The sequence below is a fragment of the Geodermatophilus sp. URMC 60 genome, from assembly GCF_053502585.1.
Map to the genome: position 1 here is coordinate 1,087,350 of NZ_CP199958.1, position 22,121 is coordinate 1,109,470.

Here is a 22,121-nt window from a genome sequence, read left to right on the forward strand (position 1 = left end):
CGGTCTGCCTAGGGGGTCAGCGTCCCCGCCCACGTGCCCGACGACGCCGCCGCGGTGAAGCCGGGCACCTCTCCGGCGGCGATGTCGACCGCGGCGTAGCCCCCGCTGCCGGCGCCCACGCAGGCGACCACGGTGGCCAGTCCGGCCCGCCGCTGCAGCACGCTCTGCCGCACCTGCCAGCCCACGACGGCGCGGCGCTGCAGCACGGCCTGCTCGCGCACCAGCCAGCCGCTGCGCACGCTGAACGACCGCGGCCCGGCGCCGTGCCCGAGCGCCCGGTACCGGCCGATGCCCATGGGCACGCCCAGGACGGTGAGGACGACGCCGATGACCGGCACCCACCACCACCCGTGGGCGACCGCCGCCCAGACCCCCACCGCGGTCACCAGCAGCCCGGTGGCCAGGGCACGCGCCAGCCGGCGGCGCAGGGCGGCGCTCGGGTGGCCGGTCAGCGGGCCGGGGTCCTCGACCAGCCGGCCGAGCAGCCGCAGTGCCTCGGCGCGCGGGCCCAGCGGCAGCAGCTGACCGCGCCGGTTGGCCTGGCCGAGTCCGGTGACCAGGGCGTTCACCCGCGCCGCGCGCACCCAGCGCATGCCGAGTCCCTCGCTGAGCGTGCCGCCCCGGATGCGGTCGACCTCCAGCTCGGTGTGCCGCCGGGTGAGCAGCCCGCGGACGGCGACCAGGGAGCCACCGCGCCGCACGAGCCGGTAGCCCCAGTTCACGACGGCCGCCCCGACCACCGCGGCCAGCGCCAGCAGCGGCACCGCGACCACCAGGCCGGCGACGACGAGGGGCGCCGAGGGATCCGGACCCGCCACGTCCGGGACGAGGGCGTCGGGCAGCTCCTGCACCAGCCGGACCAGCGTGCCGACGGCGGCCAGCGGGACGACGAGGTAGCTGCCGACCAGCGGCGCGTAGAGCAGCCAGCGGGGGTCGAAGCGGGAGAGCTCCTCCTCGGCCGGTGCCTCCGGGGCCGGCGCGCCGTCCGCTGCCGGCGCCCCGACGGGACGGCGGGCCAGCAGACGGGCGCGCAGCCGGTCGCCCTCGGCGCGCGGGACGCCGTCGACGACGAGCTCCTCCTCGTTGGTCCCGACCGAGCCGGCCGCGGCGTCGATGCGGACCCGCACCAGCCCGAGCAGCCGGTGCAGCGGCGGGGCCTCGACCTCCACGCCGCGGATGCGGTCGTTGGGCACGGTGCGCACCGACCGGGCCAGCAGCCCCCGGGTCACCACCACCGCCGTCGGCCCGTCGGCGTAGCCGAACCGCCACCAGCTCAGCGCGGCCGCGGCCAGGGACAGGGCGGTGATCGCCACGGCCATGACGACGACGGTGAGCAGCCCGTCGCCCAGGCCGACCAGTGCCGCGACCGGGATGAGCACCGGCACCAGCTGGCGGGCCTGCCGGAAGGTGGCGGTGTGCACCAGGACCACGCGGGGCGACGTCCGCCGCGGCGGCGCCTCCGTGCCGGTCACGACGTCCGCCGGTCCGTTCCCGCCCGGCGGAGCCGGAGGGAGGGCTGAGCCGCTCACGTCGCCTCGTCGCGGACCAGCTCGGCGCGCCGGGCGAGGTCGTCGGCGACCCGCTGGGCGACGTCGGCCTCGAGGTGCAGCACCCGCACCGTGCCCTGCGAGGACGCCGTCAGCACCGCCACGGTGGCCAGGCCGAACAGCTGCTGCAGCACGCCGCGGGTGACGTCGACGGTCTGGATGCGCGAGATGGGCACCAGCGTCCAGGTCCGGGTCAGCCAGCCGGTGAGGGTGTAGACCGCTTCGCCGGTGACCTCCCAGCGGTGCACCCGGTAGCGGACCCACGGCCGGATGCCGATCGTCACGACGGCGTCGACGGCCACCAGCGCCGGGAGCAGCCAGCGCAGCACCGGCATCGGTCCGCCGTCGGGGACGAAGACGAGGAGGGCCGTGACCAGGGCGGCCCAGACCAGCGTGCCGATCACGCCCTCGGTGACCCACAGCCCGATCGCCGAACGGGACAGCGTCCAGGCGGGGTCGCGGACGGGCGGGGGATCGGCGGTCATCGGCTCCATCCTGTCAGCGTCGCCGACCGTGATCATGGAGTTCGTGCCGACCTCCATGGCGAGCCCGCGCGTGTCGCCTGCGACGACCCCATGATCACCGCAGTGGTGCGCGGCCCGCAGCCGCTCGCCGCGCCGGTGGCACGATGGGGACGTGATGCCGCAGCAGGTCCCGACCGTGCCCGCCAGCGAGGTCCCCGAGGACGCCGTCGTCCTCGACGTCCGTGAGGACGACGAGTGGGTGACCGGGCACATCGACGGTGCCACCCACATCCCGATGGGTGAGGTCCCGGCGCGGCTGGAGGAGCTCCCCGAGGCCGACCCCCTCTACGTCACCTGCCGCGGCGGCGGCCGCTCCGCCCGCGTGGCCGCCTGGCTGAACGCCAACGGCTACGACGCGGTCAACGTGGGTGGCGGCATGGGCGAGTGGGAGGCCGCTGGGCGGCCGATGGTGAGCGAGACCGGCCAGCAGCCCTTCGTGCGCTGACCGCCGCGGGAGCATCGCAGCGAGGGCTGCGAGCGAGGCGCGGACCGTGGCGCGGAAGCGCACCCGAGTGGTCGTGCGCTGAAGGAGGGTCCCCTCCTCCCCGCCCCTCGCGAGCTGGGGGCGGTGCCCTGCAGGGGGCCGTGTCGCCGTGCCGCTTCGCGGGCGGTGGAACGAGGGGGTCCGCCGCTCCTGCGCACGGACCCCCTCGCCCCGCGGTCAGCCCCTGGCGGGGAACTCCGCGAACCGCGCGCGCAGGTCCTTCTTGGAGAACTTGCCGACGCTGGTCTTGGGCACCTCGTCGATGAACTCCACAGCGTCGGGCAGCCACCACTTGGCCACCTGCGGCCGGATGTGGTCGAGGATCTCCTCCTCGGTCGCCGTCTCGCCCTCCCTCAGGACGACGCAGGCCAGCGGACGCTCGTCCCACTTCGGGTGGGGGATCGCGACGACCGCCGCCTCCTTCACCTTCGGGTGGCTCATGATCGCGTTCTCCAGGTCGACCGAGCTGATCCACTCGCCGCCGGACTTGATGAGGTCCTTGGTCCGGTCGGCGATCCGGATCGACCCGAAGGCGTCCATCGCGGCGACGTCGCCGGTGCGCATCCAGCCGTCCTCGGTCGAGAGGACCACACCGGCGTCCGGGTTGTAGTAGTCCTTCGCGCACCACGGCCCGCGCACCTGCAGTTCGCCGGTCGCCTGGTCGTCCCACGGCTGCGGCTCCATCGTCTCGGCGTCGACGATGCGCGCCTCCACGCCGAGGAACGGGATGCCCGCCCGGGCCCGCTGCGCGGCCTTGCCCTCGTCGTCGAGGTCGTCGAAGCGGGGCGGCAGGATGCCGGAGGAGGCGACCGGGTGGGTCTCGGTCATGCCCCAGGCCTGCAGGATCGGCAGGCCCACCTGCTCGCGGTAGGCCTCCGACAGCGCCCTGGGCACCGCGGAGCCGCCGCAGCCGATGTCGCGCAGCCTGTGCCGGCGGCCGGCCAGGTGGGGGAGCACGCCCTGCCAGATGGTGGGTACGCCGGCGGTGAAGGTGACGCCCTCGTCGACGATCAGGTCCGCCAGGGTCTCGGGCTGCATCATCGAGCCCGGCATGACGAGTGAGGCGCCGGCGGCCGGGGCGGCCTGGGCGATGCCCCAGGCATTGGCGTGGAACATCGGCACGACCGGCATCGCGACGTCGCGGACACCCAGCCCGAAGGCGTTGGGCGCCATCACGCCCATGGTGTGCAGCCACGTGGAGCGGTGCGAGTAGACGACGCCCTTCGGGTTGCCGGTGGTGCCGCTCGTGTAGCACATCGAGGCGGCCCGGTACTCGTCGTCGACGTGGAAGTCGACGGGCGAGGCCTCGGCCAGCAGCGCCTCGTAGTCGAGCACCCGCGGGTCGTCAGGGATCTCGTTGTCGCCGCCGTCGTCCATGACCACGACGTGCCGGACGGTCTTCATCGTGTCGATCAGCGGCCACAGCAGCGGCAGCACGGTGCGGTCGGCGAAGACGACCTCGTCCTCGGCGTGGTTGGCGATGTAGGTCAGCTGCTCGGGGAACAGCCGGATGTTGAGCGTGTGCAGCACGCGGCCGGTGCTCGGTGCGGCGAAGTACAGCTCCAGGTGGCGCTGGCTGTTCCAGCCGAACGTGCCGACCCGGCCGTCGGCGCTGATGTCGAGGGTGTCGAGCACGCCGCCGAGCCGGCGGGTGCGCTGGGCCCACTCCGCGTAGGTGACCCGGGTAATCCCGCCGGGGCCGGCAGTGGCGATCGTCCCGTCGCCGTAGTGCTGCTCGACGTGCCGGAAGATCGCGTCGATGGTGAGGGGGTAGTCCTGCATGAGGCCGCGCATGAGCGGAATCGTGCCAGTGACGGCGCTCACGATCCACAGCCGCCCGACGGCGACCCGCCTCGTTGACCTCGCCGTACGGCGGCCGCGGGGGAGGGCGGCGGTCAGCCGGCGCCCACCACGACGGGCAGCGTGGCCAGGCCGCGGATTACGAACTCCGGACGGCGCACCGGCTCCCCGCCGAGCTCCAGCCGCGACGTGCGCTCCAGCAGGGCCCCGAACGACGCCTGCAGCTCCACCCGGGCCAGCGGGGCGCCGATGCAGAAGTGGACGCCGGCCCCGAAGGTGATGTGCGGGTTGTCGCCCCGGCCGACGTCGAGGACGTCCGGGTCGGCGAACACCGCAGGGTCCCGGTTGGCCGCGCCGAGCAGGGCGGCGACCCTCTGTCCCTTGCGCACGGTCACCGCGCCGAGGTCCACGTCTGCCGTCGCCGTCCGCTCGAACAGCTGCAGCGGCGAGTCGAAGCGCATGAGCTCCTCGACCGCCGTCGGCAGCAGCCCGGGGTCCGCGCGCAGGCGCTCCAGCTGGTCGGGGTGCTCGAGCAGCGCCAGCAGGCCGTTGCCGCTGACGTTGACCGTGGCCTCGTGCCCGGCGTTGAGCAGCAGGACGCAGGTGGTGACCAGCTCGTCCTCGGTGAGCCGGTCGCCGTCGGAGTCCCGGACCCCGACCAGGTGCGAGAGCAGGTCCTCGCCGGGGGCGCGGCGCCGTTCGGCGGCCAGCGCGCGCAGGTACGTGACGAACTGGTCCGCCGCACGCTCGGCGGCGTCCTCGACGGCCGCCGTCCGGCCGTACTCGTACATCTTCACGATGGCGTTGGACCAGGGCCGCAGCAGCGGCCGGTCGGCGTCCGGGACGCCGAGCAGCTCGGCGATGACGGCGACCGGCAGCTCCTCGGCCATCCCGGAGAGGACGTCGACCGGCTCGCTGCCGCCGGAGCGCTCGACCAGGCCGTCGGCCAGCTCGCCGGCCAGCCGCTGCACCCAGGGCTGCAGCCGCTCGACGTGCCCGCGGGCGAAGGCGGTGCTGACCAGGCGGCGCAGCCGGGTGTGGTCCGGCGGCTCCATCTCCAGCAGCGCGTTCCGGTGGACCAGGTTGAAGGAGCCGAAGCGCTCGGCCGGCTCGCGGTCACGCCAGATGCGGCCCAGCCGTCGGTCGCGCAGGACGGCGTTGCTCTCGGCGTGGGTGAACGCCAGCCACAGGCCCAGGCCCTCGTGCCACTGCACCGGCGCCTGTGCCCGGGCGCGGGCGAAGGCCGGGTAGGGGTCGACGACGACGGCGGGGTCGGTGAGGTCGATCGGCGGGGCCGCGGGTGTCACGCCGGGGCAGCGTAGAGAAAGGACCCCCTCGCCCCCCGCCACTCGCAGGCTCGCGGCGGGACCCTGCGAGGGGGCCGCCCCCGCCCCCCGCCACTCGCAGGCTCGCGGCGGGACCCTGCGAGGGGGCCGCCCCCGCCCCCCGCCACTTGCAGGCTCGCGGCGGGACCCTGCGAGGGGGCCGCCCCCGCCCCGCACGGCTCGTCGGAGGCCCAGCCCTCCTCACGCCTCGCACGCTCGTGGCGAGCCTCTGGACGGGGCCGGAGCCTCTGGATGGAGCCACCTACGCTCGTCCCCATGGCCCGCTCCGCGACCCGCAAGCGTCCCGCTGCCCCTGCCGCCGCCGCTGGCGTCAACCCCAAGGCGCCCTGTCCGTGCGGCTCGGGCCGCCGGTACAAGCACTGCCACGGCTCGGGCTACGCCCCGCCGGTGTCCAGGCCGTTCGAGGGACTGCCCGGCGAGGAGCACTGGGTCGCGCTGCGCGAGCTGGTCCCGGCGGCGACCGCGCCGCTGCGGACGACGGACGGTCGCGACGTCACCCTCGCCAGCGTGCTTCCCGGCGGCGCCCCGGCCCTGGTCCGCGCCAACGGCGAGATCCTGCTCGGCGTCCAGCTCCAGGGCTCCTCCGACGACGTCAGCCGCGACCTGGGGACGGCGCTGGCCGCCGCGCTGGAGGCCCCGTCGGGTGCGCCCGTCGACCCGGGTCCGCTCGGCGGCGCCGGCTCGGCCGGCCCGCGGCTGCAGGAGCTGGTCGATCCCACGGCGCCGCTCGCGGTGACCGTGCACGAGGACTTCGGCTTCTGGCTCGAGGGTGTCGAGGCCGGCGCGGCGGCCCGTGCCGGGCTCGAGCAGGCCAACGCGGCGATCCTGCCCACCGAGCTGCTGCCAGGGCTCGGCGCCGCCTACTGGGTGCGGCCCGGCGCCGAGCGGGCGCACCTGCGCTGGGTGCGGCCCGAGGCGGAGGAGCAGCTGCTCGACGCGCTGGCCCGGCTGCGCGCCTCGGGCGAGATCCTGCTGGGCGAGGGCACCCGCTACGCCGGCGCCTTCCGGGCGCACGGGCTCCTCGTCCCGGTGTGGGACCTGCCCGCCGACACCCCCGCCGCCGACTGGACCGCCACCGCCACGGCGTTCGAGGAGCGCCTCGAGGGGGCACTGGCCGCGACCGAGCCGCTGACCCCCGACGAGCGCCGCGCCCGCGCCGGCCTGCTCTCGCGCCAGATCACGCTGCGCTGAGGGAGGACCCGTCCTCCTCACCGCGAGGCCCCGTCCTCCCCACCCTTCGCGAGCTCAGGGCGGGGCCCGGGACGGGGCCTCGCGGTGAGCCTCTGGACGGGGCCGCTGGGCTGTGCGCCCCGGCCGTCGACGCGGCGTGGCCGGGGCCTCACCCTTCGGCGACGACCTCTCCCGGGAGGGGCGCTCTGCCAGACGAGCGTTACGAGACCGTGACACCTGCATGGCGAACAGGGGTTGACGGCGATGGGTTGTTAGCGCTCACACTCTTACCGCTCGCGATGGCGGGCCTGCGCCGGGTCGAAGCGCGCAGAGTTCTCGAGGAGGAGATCACGTGAGCAAGAGGCTCGGCTTCGCCGCCATCAGCGCCGGTATGGCGCTGACCCTGGCGGCCTGTGGCGGCGAGGGCGCCGGCGGCAGCGGGGGCGCCGGTGGCGGGGGCGCCGAGGCGGAGGAACTGACGATCGGCGTCTCGATGCCGACCCAGACCTCGGAGCGGTGGATCGCCGACGGCAACAACGTCAAGGAGCAGCTGGAGGGCGAGGGCTACACCGTCGACCTGCAGTACGCCAACGACGACATCCCCACGCAATCGCAGCAGATCGACCAGATGATCACCGAGGGCGCCGACATCCTCGTCGTCGCGGCGATCGACGGCACTGCCCTCTCCGGCCAGCTGGAGAACGCGGCGTCCAACAACATCCCGGTCATCGCCTACGACCGCCTCATCCGCGACAGCGAGAACGTCGACTTCTACGTCACCTTCGACAACTTCGCCGTCGGCCAGGCGCAGGGCAACGCCCTGCTGACCGGCCTGGGCCTGCGCAACGAGGACGGCTCGCCCGGCACCGCGACCGGTCCGTTCAACGTCGAGCTGTTCGCCGGCTCGCTGGACGACAACAACGCCTTCTTCTTCTTCAACGGTGCGATGGACGTCCTGCAGCCGCTGATCGACGAGGGCAAGCTGGTCGTCAAGTCCGGCCAGACCAACATCGAGCAGGCCGCGATCCTGCGCTGGCAGCAGGAGACCGCCCAGCGGCGGATGGAGGACCTGCTGACCTCCACCTACAACGACGGTTCCCGGGTCGACGGCGTCCTCTCGCCCTACGACGGCCTCTCCCGCGGCATCATCACCGCGCTGCAGAACGCCGGCTACGGCCCGACGCTCGACGCCGCCAACCCGATGGCGGTCGTCACCGGCCAGGACGCCGAGATCGCCTCGGTCAAGCTGATCCAGGACGGGGTCCAGAGCTCCACGATCTTCAAGGACACCCGTCTGCTGGCCGAGCAGGCCGTCGCCGCCGCGTCGGCCTTCGCCGAGGGCAACGAGCCCGAGGCCAACGACACCGAGACGTACGACAACGGCGTCAAGGTCGTCCCGTCCTACCTGCTCCCGGTCGAGACGGTCTTCGCGGACGACATCCAGTCCGTGCTGGTCGACTCGGGCTACTGGACGGCCGACGAGGTCGCCAGCGGCCAGGCGGACTGACCTCCTGCCCCTGAGCCCGGCCGGGCCCGGCAGCACCGCTGCCGGGCCCGGCCGGCACCACCCGGGCCCGGCATCCCGCGGCCTGGCCCACCCCGCCGGGGTGGCGCACACTTCTCCCCACCATCCGCGGCGCGCCCTCCACCAGCGACGAGGCGCCGACGACAGGACGACGAGGTCCCATGGACGACCACATCCTGGAGATGCGCGGCATCACCAAGACCTTCCCCGGCGTCAAGGCGCTGGAGGACGTCAACCTGGCGGTCCGCCGAGGCGAGATCCACGCGATCTGCGGCGAGAACGGCGCCGGGAAGTCGACCCTGATGAAGGTCCTCTCCGGCGTCTACCCCGCCGGGAGCTACGACGGCGAGATCGTCTACGACGGCCAGCCGGTCCGCTTCAACGGCATCCGCGACAGCGAGCACGTGGGCATCGTGATCATCCACCAGGAGCTCGCGCTGGTGCCCTACCTGTCCATCGCGGAGAACATGTACCTGGGCAACGAGCGGCGCGGCCGCGGCGGGCTCATCGACTGGAACAAGGCCAACGCCGACGCCGCCCGCCTGCTGGCCGAGGTCGGGCTGGACGAGAACCCGGTGACCCCGGTGGGCCAGCTCGGCGTCGGCAAGCAGCAGCTGGTCGAGATCGCCAAGGCGCTGTCGAAGGACGTGCGGCTGCTGATCCTCGACGAGCCGACGGCCGCGCTCAACGACAACGACTCCGCGCACCTGCTGGACCTGATGCGCCGGCTCCGCGAGCGCGGGATCACCTGCATCATGATCTCGCACAAGCTCGGCGAGATCACCGCGGTCTCGGACAACGTCACGGTCATCCGCGACGGCAAGACGGTGGAGACGCTCAGCCTGCACGCCGGCGAGGTCACCCAGGAGCGGATCATCCGCGGGATGGTCGGCCGCGACCTGGAGAGCTACTACCCCGAGCGTGAGTCGCACCCCGGCGAGGAGGTGCTGCGGGTCGAGGACTGGACCGTCTGGCACCCGAGCCAGGAGCGCAAGGTCGTCGACGGGGCGAGCTTCACCGTCCGGGCCGGGGAGGTCGTCGGGATCGCCGGCCTCATGGGCGCGGGGCGCACCGAGCTGGCCATGAGCGTCTTCGGGCGTGCCTACGGCCGCAACATCACCGGGCGGATGTTCGTGCACGGCAAGGAGATCCGGCCCAAGAACGTCTCCGAGGCGATCGACGCCGGGATCGCCTACGCCACCGAGGACCGCAAGCACTACGGCCTGAACCTCATCGAGGACATCCGGCGCAACGTCTCGGCCGCCGCCCTGAACAAGCTCGCCAGCAGGGGCTTCGTCAACGGCAACGAGGAGATCAAGGTCGCCGAGGGCTACCGCAAGAGCATGAACGTCCGGGCCCCGAGCGTCGCCTCGGTCGTCGGCAAGCTCTCGGGCGGCAACCAGCAGAAGGTCGTGCTGTCCAAGTGGCTGTACACCGACCCCGAGGTGCTCATCCTCGACGAGCCCACCCGTGGCATCGACGTGGGTGCGAAGTACGAGATCTACACGATCATCAACCGGCTGGTCGCGGCCGGTAAGGCGGTGCTGGTCATCTCCTCCGAGCTGCCCGAGCTGCTGGGTATCTGCGACCGCATCTACACCCTGTCCGCGGGCCGGATCACCGGTGAGGTGCCCGTCGGTCAGGCGACCCAGGAGAACCTGATGGAGCTCATGACCAAGGAGAAGGAGCTGGCGGCATGACCAGGACCGTTCCGCCGTCGTCGGAGCCGGAGGCCCAGTCCTCCACGGCACCCAAGGACGTCGCGCCCGCCGTCGCCCTGCACACCGGGACCAGCAACGTCCGTGCCCTGCTGACGAGCAACCTGCGGCAGAGCGGCATCTACGTCGCGTTCGTGGTCATCGTCGCGCTGTTCGCGGTGCTCACGGGGGGCACCTCGCTGTCCCCCGGCAACGTCACGAACATCGTCCTGCAGTACAGCTACATCCTGATCCTGGCCATCGGCATGGTCATCGTGATCATCGCCGGGCACATCGACCTCTCCGTGGGGTCGGTGGTCGCGCTCACCGGGGCCACCTCCGCCGTCCTGGTGATCCAGCAGGGCATGCCGTGGTGGGCGGGCGTGCTCGCCGCACTGGCCGTCGGGCTCGCGATCGGTGCGTGGCAGGGCTTCTGGGTCGCCTACGTCGGCATCCCCGCTTTCATCGTGACCCTCGCCGGCATGCTGCTGTTCCGCGGTCTCACCCTGCAGGTCCTGGACAACATCTCGCTCTCGCCGTTCCCGCAGGAGTACGGCCGGATCGCCAGCGGCTTCCTCAACGGTCTCCTCGGCGGCAACGGGTACGACGCGTTCACCCTGCTCATCGGGGCGATCGCGGTCGCCGGGTACGCGGTCAGCCAGTACCGCAGCCGGATCGCGCGCATCCGCTACCAGCAGCCGGTCGAGTCCTTCCCGCTGTTCGTCGCCAAGATCGTGCTCGTCGGCGCCGTCGTCATGGCCTTCGCCTGGCAGCTGGCGCACGCCCGCGGCCTGCCGATCGTGCTGATCATCCTGGCCGTGCTGATCATCACCTACGGCGTCGTCACGACCCGGACCGTCTTCGGTCGCCAGGTGTACGCGATCGGCGGCAACCTGGCCGCGGCCACGCTGTCGGGTGTGAAGGTCCGGGCGGTCAACTTCTGGATCTTCGTCAACATGGGCTTCCTGGCCGCGGTCGCGGGCGTCGTCTTCTCGTCGCGGTCCAACGGCGCCCAGCCCAGCGCGGGCAACATGTTCGAGCTCGACGCGATCGCCGCGGCGTTCATCGGCGGGGCGGCCGTCACCGGCGGTGTCGGCACCGTGGTCGGCGCCATGGTCGGCGGTCTGATCATGGCCGTCATGAGCAACGGCATGCAGCTCATGGGCGTCGACCAGTCCATCCAGTCGGTGGTCAAGGGCCTGGTGCTGCTGCTCGCCGTGGCGTTCGACGTCTACAACAAGCGGCGCGCAGGCACGTCCCGCTGATGCCCGGGGCGGTCCCGCGGAGCTCCCGCGGGACCGCCCGGCAGGGCCCGACCGAGGCGGCCACGACCGGCCGGCTCCTCGACGGAGAGGGGTGACGGTGGAGCCCGAGGGGGTGAGCCGAGCGCTGGTCATGTCGGACGTCGCGGCTCGCGCCGGCGTCTCGCACCAGACGGTGTCCAGGGTCATCAACGGCCACCGCAACGTCGCACCGCACACCCGTGAGCGGGTCGAGCGGGCCATCCGCGAGCTGGGCTACCGGCCCAACAGCGCCGCCCGGGCCCTGGTCACCGGCTCCACGCGCACCCTCGGGTTCGTCACCGTGAACATCAACCAGTACGGCCCGGCCCAGACCCTCGTCGGCCTGGAGCGGGCAGCGCGGGCGGCCGGGTACTCGCTCAGCGTCACCGTGCTCGACGAGGCCACCGCCGAGGCGATGCGCGACGCCGTCGACCGCTTCATGGCCCATTCGGTGGACGCCGTCCTGGCGCTGGCCACCTACGACGACGCCGTCGAGGCCCTGCACCAGGTGCACAGCCCGCTGCCGCTGGTCACCGTGCAGAGCGGCGGGGCGCTCGAGGAGCCCGCGGTCGGCGTCGACCAGGTCGCCGGCGCCCGGCTGGCCACCCGCCACCTGCTCGACCTCGGCCACCGCACCGTCCACCACGTCACCGGGCCCGCCGACTCCAAGGAGGCCCGGGACCGGATCGAGGGCTGGCGGGCCGAGCTGGCCGCCGTGGGTGCGCCCGTCCCGGTGTGCCTGCACGGCGACTGGACGCCGTCCTCGGGGTACGAGGCCGGCCGCCGGATCGCTGCCCGCAAGCGCGCCGGTGAGGAGGTCACCGCGGTGTTCCTGGCCAACGACCAGATGGCCCTGGGCCTGCTCGCGGCGCTGCACGAGGAGGGCCTGGAGGCGCCGCGGGACGTCAGCGTGGTCGGCTTCGACGACCTGCCCGAGGCGCCGTACCTGACCCCGCCGCTGACCACGGTGCGGCAGGACTTCGCCGAGCTCGGCCACCGGGCGGTGGAGCTCGTGCTCGCCCGGCTGGCCGGACGGGAGCTGCACCTGCAGCCGGTGCCGCCGGTGCTGCTGACCCGCGCCAGCAGCGGCCCGGTCCCGGTCGGGAGGATCCCCGCCCGGGTGTGACGCCCGCCGCTGTTAGCGCTAACATCCCGGCGACGACGCGGCTGCCCGGCCGTCGTCGCGACCGCCGGACGCAGGAGGATCTGATGCCGGACACCGGTGGAACCGCCGACACGCACGTCGTCGGGGTGGACCTCGGCCCGCTGTCGGGCCGGGCGGAGTGGCGAGAGGGTCGCGAGAGATGACGACGGATGTCGGCGAGGAGATCACCGCAGGTCGCACGGCCCTGGGGATCGAGCTGGGATCGACCCGGATCAAGGCAGTGCTCGTCGGCCCGGACCACGCTCCGCTCGCGGTCGGCAGCTCCGACTGGGAGAACCAGTTCGTGGACCGGCGGTGGACCTACTCGCTGGAGGCCGTCTGGGCGGGCGTGCAGCAGAGCGTCGCGGCCCTGGCCGACGACGTGCGACGACGCCACGGGGTGGAGCTGGCCGGAGTGGGCGCCCTCGGCGTCTCGGCGATGATGCACGGCTACCTGGCGTTCGACGCCGACGGTGCGCTGCTCACACCCTTCCGCACGTGGCGCAACACGAACACCGGCCGGGCGACCGAGCGGCTCAGCGCGGAGTTCGGCGTCAACATCCCGCACCGCTGGAGCGTCGCGCACCTCTACCAGGCGATCCTGGACGGCGAGGAGCACCTGGGCCGGCTGGACCACCTGACGACCCTGGCCGGCTACGTGCACTGCCAGCTCACCGGCGAGAAGGTCCTCGGCATCGGCGACGCCAGCGGCATGTTCCCGATCGACGACGAGACCCGCGGCTACTCCGCCCCGATGCTGGCCCGGTTCGACGAGCTGGCCGCCGAGGCCGGGGTGGAGCTGACCCTGGCCGGGCTGCTGCCCAGGATCGCGGTCGCCGGCGAGCCTGCGGGCACCCTCACCGAGGCGGGCGCGGCGCTGCTCGACCCGACCGGGCGGCTGCGCCCCGGCGTCCCGCTCTGCCCGCCCGAGGGCGACGCCGGCACCGGGATGGTCGCCACCAACTCCGTCGCCCCGCGCACCGGCAACGTCTCCGCCGGGACCAGCATCTTCGCCATGGTCGTGCTCGAGAAGGAGCTCGCCGGGGTCCACCGCGAACTGGACCTGGTCACGACGCCGGCCGGGGACCCCGTGGCCATGGTGCACTGCAACAACGGGGCCAGTGAGCTCGACGCCTGGGCCGGGCTGTTCGCCGAGTTCGCCCGGGCGCTGGGTACCGACGTCGACCCCTCGACGGTCTTCGAGGCGCTCTTCACCGCCGCACTGGAGGGCGCGAGCGACTGCGGCGGGATGGTCGCCTACAACTACCTCTCCGGGGAGCCGATCACGGACCTCGAGGAGGGCCGGCCGCTGTTCGTGCGGTCTCCGGACAGCCGGCTCGACCTCGGCACCTTCATGCGGACGCACCTGTTCTCGTCCCTCGCCACGCTGCGGATCGGCATGGACGTCCTGCAGAAGGACGAGGGTGTGCGGCTGGACCGGATGTTCGCGCACGGCGGCCTGTTCCGGACCAAGGGCGTGGCGCAACGCTTCCTGGCCGCCGCGATCGACACCCCGGTGTCGGTCGGGGACGTCGCTGCCGAGGGTGGCGCCTGGGGCATGGCCGTCCTCGCCGCCTTCGCCACCCGGCGCTCGCCGGAGCAGGACCTGGCCGACTACCTGGACACGACGGTCTTCACCGGCACCAGCCTGCAGACCGCGGAGCCCGAGCCGGCCGACGTCGCCGGCTTCACCGCGTTCATGCAGCGGTACGTCGCCGGGCTCCCGGTCGAGCGGGCCGCCGTGACATGCGTGTGAGTGCCTGTCCGTGACCACTGCGGCCACGGGTACGAGGGCTCGCACCCGTACGCCGACGCCGAGACCACGTCCGCCGCACGTCCCGAGGAGCAGCCGACATGACGACCACCGAGGCCCGCACCGAGCGGGGCACCCACCAGGCGCAGCGCGAGCACGTCGCCGCCCTGCACGCCGAGCTGACCCGCAACGGGCTGGTCACCTGGACGTCGGGCAACGTCTCGGAGCGGGTGCCCGGCGAGGACCTGTTCGTCATCAAGGGCAGCGGCGTCCTCTACGACGAGCTGACCTGGGAGGGGATCACCGTCTGCGACCTCGACGGCAACGCCGTCGACGGGGTGAAGAAGCCCTCCAGCGACACCGACGCGCACGCCTACGTCTACCGGCACATGCCGGAGGTGAACGGCCAGGTGCACACGCACAGCCCCTACGCCACGGCGTGGGCGGCGCGCGCCGAGCCGATCCCGTGCGTGCTCACCGCGATGGCCGACGAGTTCGGCGGGCCGATCCCGGTCGGCCCGTTCGCGCTGATCGGCGACGACTCGATCGGTCAGGGGATCGTGGCCACGCTGCGGGAGTCCCGGTCGCCGGCGGTGCTCATGCAGAACCACGGCGTCTTCACCATCGGCCCGTCGGCGAAGGCCGCGGTGAAGGCCGCGGTCATGACCGAGGACGTCGCCCGGACGGTGCACCTGTCCCGCCAGCTCGGCGAGCCGCTGCCCATCGCGCAGTCGGACGTCGACGCGCTGTACGCGCGCTACCAGAACGTCTACGGACAGTGAGGAGAGGTCCCGTCGTGGTCGACCCGTTCGAGGGGCACGAGGTCTGGTTCCTGACCGGCAGCCAGGGGCTGTACGGCGAGGAGACCCTGCAGCAGGTCGCCGAGCAGTCCCAGCGGGTCGCCGCGGCGCTCGACGAGGCCGCCGAGGTGCCGGTCCGGGTGGTGTGGAAGCCGGTGCTCACCGACGCCGCCGCCATCCGGCGTGCGATGGGTGAGGCCAACGAGGACCCGTCCTGCGTCGGCGTCGTCACCTGGATGCACACCTTCTCCCCGGCGAAGATGTGGATCAGCGGGCTGGACGCGCTGCGCAAGCCGCTGCTGCACCTGCACACCCAGGCCGACGCCGCCCTGCCGTGGGCGACGATCGACATGGACTTCATGAACCTCAACCAGGCCGCGCACGGCGACCGCGAGTACGGGTTCGTCCTGACCCGGCTGCGCATGCCGCGGACGACGGTCGCCGGCCACGTGTCCGACCCGCGGGTGCGCTCCCGGGTCGGGTCGTGGGCGCGCGCGGCCACGGCGGCGGCCGCGGCCCGGTCGCTGCGGCTGGCCCGCTTCGGCGACAACATGCGCGACGTCGCCGTGACCGAGGGCGACAAGGTCGAGGCCGAGATCCGCTTCGGCATGTCGGTGAACACCTGGGGCGTCAACGACCTGGTCGCCGTGGTCGACGCCGTCGAGGACAAGGCCGTCGACGCACTCGTCGAGGAGTACGGCGACCTGTACGAGTTCGCCGACGACTGCCGGCCCGGCGCGCCGCGGCACGAGGCGGTGCGCTACCAGGCCCGCATCGAGGCGGCGCTGCGCAGCTTCCTCGAGGACGGCGGCTTCACCGCGTTCACCACGAACTTCGAGGACCTCGGCGGCCTGCGGCAGCTCCCCGGCCTCGCCGTCCAGCGGCTCATGGCCGACGGCTACGGCTTCGGTGGCGAGGGGGACTGGAAGACCGCGGCGCTGCTGCGCACCCTCAAGGTCGCGGCGGCGGGCCTGCCCGGCGGCACCTCCTTCATGGAGGACTACACCTACGACCTCACCGGGACGCCGAGGATCCTCGGGGCGCACATGCTCGAGGTCTGCCCGACCATCGCCGGCGACCGGCCGCGGGTCGAGGTGCACCCGCTGTCGATCGGCGGCCGCGAGGACCCGGCGCGGCTGGTGTTCACCGCGGCGCCGGGCGAGGGTGTCGTCGTCGGCTGGTGCGACCTCGGCGACCGGTTCCGCTGGGTGGCCGACGAGATCGACGTCGTCGAGCCCGACGAGCAGCTGCCCAACCTGCCGGTGGCCCGCGCCGTCTGGCAGCCCCGGCCGGACTTCCAGACGGCGACCGAGGGCTGGCTGACCGCCGGCGGCCCGCACCACACGGTGCTGTCGACGGCGATCGGCGCCGACGAGCTCACCGACCTGGCCGAGGTGTTCGCGACCGAGCTGGTGCTCATCGACGCCGACACCACGCGGCGTTCGCTGGCCAAGGAGCTGCGCTGGGGCGCGGCCTACCACCGCCTCGCCCAGGGCCTCTAGGCCGACGAACCGCCCTGGAGGAGGGCGGCGACCGCCGCCCGGGCCCGGACCCGGGCGCGGCCGTCGCCCTCCACCAGAGCGGACATCACCGTCCCGTCCAGGACGGCGACCAGCCGAGCCGTGTCGGCGCCGGCGTGCCCGCAGCGGTCCAGCGCCTCGGTGAGCAGCGCGTCCACCCGACGCCGGGTCCGCTGGAGGACCGGCCGCAGCGCCGGATGCCGGCCGCCGGCGAGGAACCGCTCGTAGTGGGCCTGGAGGTCGGTGTCCTCGAGCCGGCCGGGGCCGAGGACGACGTCCAGGACGATGCCGGCGACCCGGTCGGCCGACGTGCGGCGCCGGGGGAGCGCGGCGACCAGCTCGGTGACCCGGCCGAGCTCGTCGTCCGCGGCGCGCTCGACGGCGGCCACGAGCAGGTCGTCGAGCGAGCGGAAGTAGTAGGTGGTGGCGGCGAGCGGGACGCCCGCGGCGGCCGCCACCGCGCGGTGCGACGTCCCGTCCGGGCCCTCCGTCGCGACGAGCCCGGCCGCCGCCGCCACGATCGCCTCCCGGCGGGCGGCGCCCTTGGCCGTCGCCGCCCGGGACGCCCCGCCCATCGCGGCCACGGTCAGTGGGCCGACGACGAGGAGAGGTTCAGGCCGACCACCCCGCCGACGATGAGGGCGATCGAGACCAGCCGGAGGGTCGTCACCGGGTCGCGCAGGAAGACCATCCCCACGATCGCCGTCCCGGCCGCGCCGATGCCGGTCCACACCGCGTACGCGCTGCCCACGGGCAGGCTCCGCAGCGCCCACGACAGCAGGCCGAAGCTGACGGCGGCGGAGCTGATGAACGCCAGCGACCAGCCCAGCCGGCTGAACCCCTCCGACAGCTTCAGGGAGACGGCGAAGGCCGTCTCGAACAGTCCCGCCACGATGACCATCGCCCACGCCACTGCAGGCCTCCTCGACTCGATTGAGACGACCGTACCACAATTCTGGTACAGCCGTACCGTTCGAGTGTGGCCCTACAGGGGATCGCGGCGGACGGGGCAGGACATGCACCTCGGCCCGCCGCGGCCGCTGCCGAGCTCGGAGCCCGCGATCGGCACCACCTCGATCCCCGCCGCCTCGAGCGCGGCGTTGGTGACGGTGTTGCGCTCGTAGGCCACCGCCAGCCGCGGGGCCAGCGCGAGGGTGTTGTTGCCGTCGTCCCACTGCTCGCGTTCGGCGGTGACCGGGTCCAGGCCGGTGTCGATGACCCGCAGCCGGTCGATGCCCATGGCCGCGGCCGCGGCCGCGAGGAACGGTGCGGGGCCGCGGACGACGAGGTCGGTGGTGTCGTCGTCGTCCGGCGGGACATCGGCGGTGACGGTCCAGGCCGCCAGCGAGCCGGCGACGGCGGGGTACACGACCATCGCGTCGGCGTCGACCATCGTGGCGACGGTGTCCAGGTGCATGGTCGCCCGCTGCTGGGCGATCGGGACGACGAGCACCGTGTGCGCCAGCCCGCGGGCGAAGACGCGCCGCGCCAGCCGCTCCGCGCCGCCGGGCGTCGTCCGCTCGCCGACGCCGACGGCGACCACCCCGGGCGCCAGCAGCAGCACGTCGCCGCCCTCGAGGTGCTCCAGCGAGGCGTCGTAGAGCTGCTCGGCGCCGGTGAACCGCGGGTGGTGGGCGTACACGGCGGCGGTGATGGTGCTCTCCCGGTGCCGCGCCGGCATGGTCAGCGAGGTCACCGCGACCTGGTCGCCCACCCAGACCGACGAGTCGCGGGTGAACAGCAGGTTGGGCAGCGGGGGGACGACGAAGTCCCCGCGCCCCATCAGCTCCCAGGACAGGCCGCGCGCCCCGGGCAGCTCGTCGTGCGCCACCCCGGCGATCAGCGCGCGGGCGAGGTCCTCGGGGGAGAGGTCGGCCAGGTGCGCGGCCGTGGTGCGCTTCAGCGTGGCGCCCAGCCGCGGGTCGTCGACGGCGGCGGCGACCAGCTCGGTCCGGGCCGCCGGGACGGCGAGGACCTCGGCCAGCAGCCGGTCGAGGTAGAGCACCTCCACGCCGCGGGCGGTGAGCTCCGCGGCGAACGCGTCGTGCTCCTCCTGCGCCCGGCGCACCCACGGCACGCCGTCGAAGAGCAGCTGGTCGTTGTTGCGCGGGGTCAGCCGGCGCAGCTCGGCGCCCGGCCGGTGCAGCAGGACCGTCCGCAGCGGCCCGACCTCGCTGGTGGCGCCCCGGGCGGCAGGTGCGGTCATGGGCCGAGGCTGGCACAGGAGGCGTCCCGGCCGCTGGATACGGTGCTCGGACCGGGGGCCTCCGACGTCCCCACGACGCGGAGGAGACCGCCCGTGCACCTGTTCGACCTCACCGGGAAGGTCGCCGTCGTCACCGGCGGGACCCGCGGCATCGGCCTGATGATGGCCCGCGGGCTGCTGCAGGCGGGCGCGTCGGTCTACATCTCCTCCCGCAAGCCCGAGGCCGGCGAGCAGGCCGCCGCCGAGCTGTCGCAGTTCGGCCGGGTGGAGTCGATCCCCGCCGACGTCTCCACCGAGGCCGAGTGCCTGCGGCTGGCCGAGGAGGTGGGCCGCCGCGAGGAGCGGCTGCACGTGCTGGTCAACAACGCCGGGGCCACCTGGGGCGAGCCGTTCGCGACCTTCCCCGCGTCGGCCTGGGACAAGGTGCTCGACCTGAACCTCAAGGCGCCGTTCTTCCTCACCCGGGCGTTCCTGCCGCTGCTCGAGGCAGCGGGCACCGACGACGACCCCGCCCGCGTGGTCAACGTCGGCAGCATCGACGGGCTGCACGCGCCGTCCCTGCCCACGTACTCGTACTCGGCGAGCAAGGCCGGGGTGCACCACCTCACCCGGGTGCTGGCCAAAGAGCTCGGGCCGAAGCGGATCACCGTCAACGCGGTCGCCCCGGGGCCGTTCGAGTCCAAGATGATGGCCGCCACGCTGGCCGCACGCGGCGACGAGATCGCCGCGTCGTCCCCGCTGGGCCGCATCGGCCGGCCCGACGACATGGCCGGCGTCGCGGTCTACCTGGCCAGCCGGGCCGGTGCCTACGTCACCGGGGCGGTCATCCCGGTCGACGGCGGCCGCGCCACCACCCTCTGACGCGGATGGCCCGGCGGCTGCGCTTCGACGGCTGGATCCTCGGGGCCGGCACCGCGTCGGGCACCCGCGTCGTCGTCGGCCACTGGCCGCGCTCCCCGCTGGGGCCGCTGTCCGACGTCATGGTGCAGCGGGCGGACGGCGTGCGGGTGCTCCTCGCCCCCTCCCGGGCCGCCGCGGACTTCATCGCCGCCACCTACGCCTTCGACGAGGTCCGCCTCGTCCCGGTCGTGGTGCAGCGGCCGGACCCGCGCAGCTGGGCGGTCGACGCCGGCCCCCTGCGGCTGCGGATCACCACCGGGCGCCGTCCGCCGCTGGGGTGGCTGCTGCGCGCCGTCCCGCCGCCGCTGGCCCGCACGCCGGCCTGGGTGCGCCTGCTGGACCGCCCGGCGCGGCTGCTGACCGGCCTGCGCACCACCGGCTCGGCCGGCAACGGCCGCACCGAGTGGTACGGCGTGCAGGACCTGCACGTGGTGACCGCACTCGACGCGACGTGGGACGGCGAGCCGCTGGGCGCGCTGGCCGCGGTGCGCCCGCCGGTCACCTTCGGGTTCGGGTCGGTGCCGCCGCGGCCGAGCCTGGCCCGGGTGACGACGACGGTGCAGCTGGCCTGGCCTTCCCCCGCGGCGCTGGGCGTCAGCTCGCCCGACGATGAGCTCAGCTGATCACCGGGGGTCCTGGCTCACCACTGGTCGTGAGCCAGGACCCGCAGTCGTGATCCCAGCTGATCGTCGCCGGACGGCTCAGTCGGGGAGCAGGACGCCGGGGTTGCAGACGCCGCGGGGGTCGAGCCGCTGCTTGACCGCGCGCAGCACCTCCACGCCCAGCGGGCCCACCTCGCGCTCCAGCCAGGGACGGTGGTCGGCGCCGACGGCGTGGTGGTGGGTCAGGGTGCCGCCGGCGGCCAGCAGCGCGTCGGTCGCCGCGCGCTTGGCCGCGAGCCACTGCTGGATGGGCAGCGCGTCGTCCCGGTCGGCGAGCACGGTGAGGTACAGCGAGGCGCCGGTCGGATAGACGTGCGAGACGTGGCTCATCACCAGCGGCCGCTTCCCGCGCCGGCCCAGCGACGCGCGCAGCGCCCCGCGGACGGCGTCGTACACGGTGGGCAGCGCCGTCCAGGTGGCCGCCGTCTCCAGCGTCTCGACCAGCAGCCCGGCGTCCAGCAGGCTGTCGCGGGTGTAGGGCGCGGCGAACCGGTGCCTGCGCCAGGACTCCCCGACCCGGGTGCCCAGGCGCACCGCCCCCGCACCGCGCAGCACCGGGGCCGCGGCCTGCCGCCGCGCCCGCACCGCGGCCGGCAGCCCCTCCCAGCCGACGACCAGCAGGCAGCCCGCGGCCCGCCCGCGCACCCGCAGCGAGCCGCGCAGCAGCGACGCGCCGCTGCCCGAGGCGTTGACCAGGTTGGCGCGGGTCTCGTCGGGGTCGGACAGCCGGACGACGTCGGGCAGCAGCTCGTGCCGCGCCAGCCGCTGCAGCCCGGCCAGCCCTGCCTCCCAGCTGCGGAACGACCAGCCCTCGTAGTGCCGCGCCCGCGGCTCGGGCCGCACCCGCAGCGTCAGCTCGGTGATGACGCCGAGCGCACCCTCCGAGCCCAGCGCCAGGCCGAGCAGGTCCGGTCCGGCCGCCGACGCCGGCGGGGAGCCCAGCCCGAGCACCCCGGACGGCGTGGCCAGGGTCAGCCCGGCGACCAGGTCGTCGAAGCGGCCGATCCCGGTGGAGGCCTGACCCGCCGAGCGGGTGGCCGCGTAGCCGCCCATGGTGGCGAACTCCCAGCTCTGCGGCAGGTGGCCGAGGGTCAGCCCGTGCCCGCCCAGGTGCTCCTCCAGGGCCGGCCCGCGCATGCCGGGCCCGACCGTGACCAGGGACGACGCCACGTCGAGGGCGTGCACCGACGCCATCCGGCCCAGGTCGACCGAGATCGACGGCCGGTCATCGGCGTCGACGCCCGACAGGCCCCCGACGACGCTCGTGCCGCCGCCGAAGGGCACCACGACCACGCCGAGCTCGCTGCACAGCGCCAGCAGCGCTGCGGTCTCCTCGGTGCTCCCGGGCCGGACGACGGCGTCCGGGGCGTCGGAGGCGTCGCCCTCCCGCCGGCGCAGCAGGTCCAGGTAGCTCTTCCCGCCGGCGTGCCGCAGCCGGGCCTCGCGGTCGGTGCTGACGTGCTCACCGCCGAGCAGCTCGACCAGCCGCAGCCGGCAGTCCTCGGCCAGCCGGGAGGGCGCCAGCCGGATGTCGGCGACCGGCACCGGGAGCGTGCGCCGCGGCGTCCAGCCCAGCTCGCGGGCCAGGTGCCGGCGGGCCGCCTTGGGCAGCACCTCCGTGACGTCGGGGGACGCCGCCGGCTCGGGGGAACCGGGGCCGCCGTCCGCTCGGCGGGTTGCCGTCGCGTCGCGGGGGCCGGTGGCCGGACCCCAGCCCTGGATCGTCAGTTCCGGCTGCTCGGGCACGGCTACAGTCTGCC

Annotated in this window: 19 protein-coding genes; 11 read left to right on the plus strand and 8 right to left on the minus strand. The window is 74.1% G+C overall.

Annotated elements, in window-relative coordinates; translation table 11 throughout:
- Positions 1–8: 8 nt before the first annotated feature.
- Positions 9–1,472, minus strand: a complete 1,464-nt coding sequence (locus tag ACWIX3_RS05265; RefSeq protein ID WP_448611025.1) for a PH domain-containing protein — start codon at positions 1,470–1,472, stop codon at positions 9–11.
- 53 nt (positions 1,473–1,525) lie between these two features.
- Positions 1,526–2,032, minus strand: a complete 507-nt coding sequence (locus tag ACWIX3_RS05270; RefSeq protein WP_448611026.1) for a PH domain-containing protein — start codon at positions 2,030–2,032, stop codon at positions 1,526–1,528.
- 154 nt (positions 2,033–2,186) lie between these two features.
- On the opposite strand from ACWIX3_RS05270, the gene ACWIX3_RS05275 reads away from it, so the two are divergent.
- A complete protein-coding gene (locus ACWIX3_RS05275) occupies positions 2,187–2,516 on the plus strand; it encodes a rhodanese-like domain-containing protein (protein WP_448612440.1) in 330 nt (109 codons plus the stop codon).
- A gap of 216 nt (positions 2,517–2,732) precedes the next feature.
- Here the strand turns inward: ACWIX3_RS05275 and ACWIX3_RS05280 are convergent, their stop codons facing one another.
- Together ACWIX3_RS05280 and ACWIX3_RS05285 are read right to left on the minus strand one after the other, a co-directional pair.
- Positions 2,733–4,349, minus strand: coding sequence for a long-chain fatty acid--CoA ligase (locus ACWIX3_RS05280; protein WP_448611027.1), 1,617 nt, complete (start codon positions 4,347–4,349; stop codon positions 2,733–2,735).
- Between the two features lie 101 nt (positions 4,350–4,450).
- Positions 4,451–5,662 (minus strand): cytochrome P450, encoded by a 1,212-nt coding sequence (locus ACWIX3_RS05285; RefSeq protein ID WP_448611028.1) that lies wholly within the window; start codon positions 5,660–5,662, stop codon positions 4,451–4,453.
- A gap of 294 nt (positions 5,663–5,956) precedes the next feature.
- Here ACWIX3_RS05285 and ACWIX3_RS05290 point away from each other — a divergent pair, with 294 nt between their 5' ends.
- The 8 genes from ACWIX3_RS05290 (at position 5,957) to araA (ending at position 16,575) form a co-directional block, all read left to right on the plus strand.
- Entirely contained in the window at positions 5,957–6,892 is a 936-nt protein-coding gene (locus tag ACWIX3_RS05290) for a DUF5926 family protein (RefSeq protein WP_448611029.1), read from the plus strand.
- Between the two features lie 331 nt (positions 6,893–7,223).
- Positions 7,224–8,378: a multiple monosaccharide ABC transporter substrate-binding protein gene (gene chvE, locus ACWIX3_RS05295; protein WP_448611030.1), complete on the plus strand. Its 1,155-nt coding sequence runs from the start codon at positions 7,224–7,226 to the stop codon at positions 8,376–8,378.
- Between the two features lie 179 nt (positions 8,379–8,557).
- Complete coding sequence (gene mmsA, locus ACWIX3_RS05300) at positions 8,558–10,096, plus strand: multiple monosaccharide ABC transporter ATP-binding protein (protein ID WP_448611031.1); 1,539 nt, start codon at positions 8,558–8,560, stop codon at positions 10,094–10,096.
- Positions 10,093–11,358, plus strand: coding sequence for a multiple monosaccharide ABC transporter permease (gene mmsB, locus ACWIX3_RS05305; RefSeq protein WP_448611032.1), 1,266 nt, complete (start codon positions 10,093–10,095; stop codon positions 11,356–11,358). The genes mmsA and mmsB overlap by 4 nt, the downstream gene beginning before the upstream one ends.
- 112 nt (positions 11,359–11,470) lie before the next feature.
- On the plus strand, positions 11,471–12,502 hold the full coding sequence (locus tag ACWIX3_RS05310) for a LacI family DNA-binding transcriptional regulator (RefSeq protein ID WP_448611033.1): 1,032 nt from the start codon (positions 11,471–11,473) through the stop codon (positions 12,500–12,502).
- 178 nt (positions 12,503–12,680) lie between these two features.
- Positions 12,681–14,276, plus strand: coding sequence for a xylulokinase (locus ACWIX3_RS05315; protein WP_448611034.1), 1,596 nt, complete (start codon positions 12,681–12,683; stop codon positions 14,274–14,276).
- Positions 14,277–14,374: 98 nt separating this feature from the next.
- Complete coding sequence (locus ACWIX3_RS05320) at positions 14,375–15,055, plus strand: L-ribulose-5-phosphate 4-epimerase (protein WP_448611035.1); 681 nt, start codon at positions 14,375–14,377, stop codon at positions 15,053–15,055.
- A gap of 14 nt (positions 15,056–15,069) precedes the next feature.
- Positions 15,070–16,575, plus strand: coding sequence for an L-arabinose isomerase (araA, locus tag ACWIX3_RS05325; RefSeq protein ID WP_448611036.1), 1,506 nt, complete (start codon positions 15,070–15,072; stop codon positions 16,573–16,575).
- Here the strand turns inward: araA and ACWIX3_RS05330 are convergent.
- The 3 genes from ACWIX3_RS05330 to ACWIX3_RS05340 all read right to left on the minus strand — a co-directional run bounded on the left by ACWIX3_RS05330 (position 16,572) and on the right by ACWIX3_RS05340 (position 18,799).
- Positions 16,572–17,168 (minus strand): TetR/AcrR family transcriptional regulator, encoded by a 597-nt coding sequence (locus ACWIX3_RS05330; RefSeq protein ID WP_448611037.1) that lies wholly within the window; start codon positions 17,166–17,168, stop codon positions 16,572–16,574. The two genes, araA and ACWIX3_RS05330, sit on opposite strands and share 4 nt — an antisense overlap.
- An 11-nt stretch (positions 17,169–17,179) precedes the next feature.
- On the minus strand, positions 17,180–17,506 hold the full coding sequence (locus ACWIX3_RS05335; protein ID WP_448611038.1) for a DMT family transporter: 327 nt from the start codon (positions 17,504–17,506) through the stop codon (positions 17,180–17,182).
- 72 nt (positions 17,507–17,578) lie between these two features.
- Complete coding sequence (locus tag ACWIX3_RS05340; RefSeq protein WP_448611039.1) at positions 17,579–18,799, minus strand: arginine deiminase; 1,221 nt, start codon at positions 18,797–18,799, stop codon at positions 17,579–17,581.
- Positions 18,800–18,892: 93 nt separating this feature from the next.
- Between ACWIX3_RS05340 and ACWIX3_RS05345 the strand changes: the two genes are divergently transcribed.
- Positions 18,893–19,660 carry an SDR family oxidoreductase gene (locus ACWIX3_RS05345; RefSeq protein ID WP_448611040.1) on the plus strand — a complete coding sequence of 256 codons (768 nt, stop codon included), beginning with the start codon at positions 18,893–18,895 and terminating at the stop codon, positions 19,658–19,660.
- A gap of 5 nt (positions 19,661–19,665) precedes the next feature.
- Entirely contained in the window at positions 19,666–20,322 is a 657-nt protein-coding gene (locus ACWIX3_RS05350; protein WP_448611041.1) for a hypothetical protein, read from the plus strand.
- A 78-nt stretch (positions 20,323–20,400) separates the two neighbouring features.
- Here the strand turns inward: ACWIX3_RS05350 and ACWIX3_RS05355 are convergent, their stop codons facing one another.
- Positions 20,401–22,107, minus strand: a complete 1,707-nt coding sequence (locus ACWIX3_RS05355) for an FAD-binding oxidoreductase (RefSeq protein WP_448611042.1) — start codon at positions 22,105–22,107, stop codon at positions 20,401–20,403.
- Positions 22,108–22,121: the final 14 nt, after the last annotated feature.